Raw genomic sequence first — 1,757 nt, forward strand, 5'->3', positions numbered from 1 at the left:
TTGGAAAGAATTTTGGTCAAGGATGGACTCGCGGCCTATCAGCTAGTTGGTGAGGTAATGGCTCACCAAGGCGACGACGGGTAGCCGGCCTGAGAGGGTGACCGGCCACACTGGGACTGAGACACGGCCCAGACTCCTACGGGAGGCAGCAGTGGGGAATATTGCACAATGGGCGAAAGCCTGATGCAGCAACGCCGCGTGAGGGATGACGGCCTTCGGGTTGTAAACCTCTTTTAGTAGGGAAGAAGCGAAAGTGACGGTACCTGCAGAAAAAGCACCGGCTAACTACGTGCCAGCAGCCGCGGTAATACGTAGGGTGCAAGCGTTGTCCGGAATTATTGGGCGTAAAGAGCTCGTAGGCGGTTTGTCGCGTCTGCTGTGAAATCTGGGGGCTCAACCCCCAGCCTGCAGTGGGTACGGGCAGACTAGAGTGCGGTAGGGGAGATTGGAATTCCTGGTGTAGCGGTGGAATGCGCAGATATCAGGAGGAACACCGATGGCGAAGGCAGATCTCTGGGCCGTAACTGACGCTGAGGAGCGAAAGCATGGGGAGCGAACAGGATTAGATACCCTGGTAGTCCATGCCGTAAACGTTGGGAACTAGATGTGGGGGCCATTCCACGGTCTCCGTGTCGCAGCTAACGCATTAAGTTCCCCGCCTGGGGAGTACGGCCGCAAGGCTAAAACTCAAAGGAATTGACGGGGGCCCGCACAAGCGGCGGAGCATGCGGATTAATTCGATGCAACGCGAAGAACCTTACCAAGGCTTGACATATACCGGAAACGTCCAGAGATGGTCGCCCCGCAAGGTCGGTATACAGGTGGTGCATGGTTGTCGTCAGCTCGTGTCGTGAGATGTTGGGTTAAGTCCCGCAACGAGCGCAACCCTCGTTCTATGTTGCCAGCACGTTATGGTGGGAACTCATAGGAGACTGCCGGGGTCAACTCGGAGGAAGGTGGGGATGACGTCAAATCATCATGCCCCTTATGTCTTGGGCTTCACGCATGCTACAATGGCCGGTACAAAGGGCTGCAATACCGTAAGGTGGAGCGAATCCCAAAAAGCCGGTCTCAGTTCGGATTGAGGTCTGCAACTCGACCTCATGAAGTCGGAGTCGCTAGTAATCGCAGATCAGCAACGCTGCGGTGAATACGTTCCCGGGCCTTGTACACACCGCCCGTCAAGTCATGAAAGTCGGTAACACCCGAAGCCAGTGGCCTAACCCTTGTGGATGGAGCTGTCGAAGGTGGGATCGGTGATTAGGACTAAGTCGTAACAAGGTAGCCGTACCGGAAGGTGCGGCTGGATCACCTCCTTTCTAAGGAGCATGTACTCGCCCCGCGGTATACACGGGGGTCAACGAGTCAAGTCGGTTTCGAAGCGAATGTCTTCGGCCGACGCTCATGGGTGGAACATTGACAATGGCTCTTCACGGAGGGCATCAGCATTAGTACGGCATCTTCGGGTGTCTGGAAGGTGAGGGTGTTTTCGGTGGGGAGCGTGCACGCTGTTGGGTCCTGAGGGACCAAGCACCCATGCTTTGTGTGTGGGGGTTTTTCCTCTGGGCCATGAAAGTCCTGCATCAATCGCAGGGTGATCATGGTGCCGCCCGTATTTTGAGAACTACACAGTGGACGCGAGCATCTTAGTCGCAAGCAGTGCCGGCCTTCGGGTTGGTCGTTGTTTGTGATACTAAGTGCAATTTCTTAGACCAACCCGCCCTTTGGGATGTGGTTGGCGAATGAGATAACACTGA

Annotated in this window: 1 rRNA gene; it reads left to right on the forward strand. The window is 55.7% G+C overall.

What is annotated here, in order from left to right:
* Positions 1-1,319, forward strand: a 16S ribosomal RNA gene (locus HRF36_RS15460); the annotation flags it as partial.
* Between the last annotated feature and the right edge of the window lie 438 nt (positions 1,320-1,757).

Origin of the sequence: Frigoribacterium sp. VKM Ac-2836 (assembly GCF_013248995.1) — a bacterium.
In the GTDB taxonomy this organism is placed as follows: Bacteria; Actinomycetota; Actinomycetes; order Actinomycetales; family Microbacteriaceae; genus Frigoribacterium.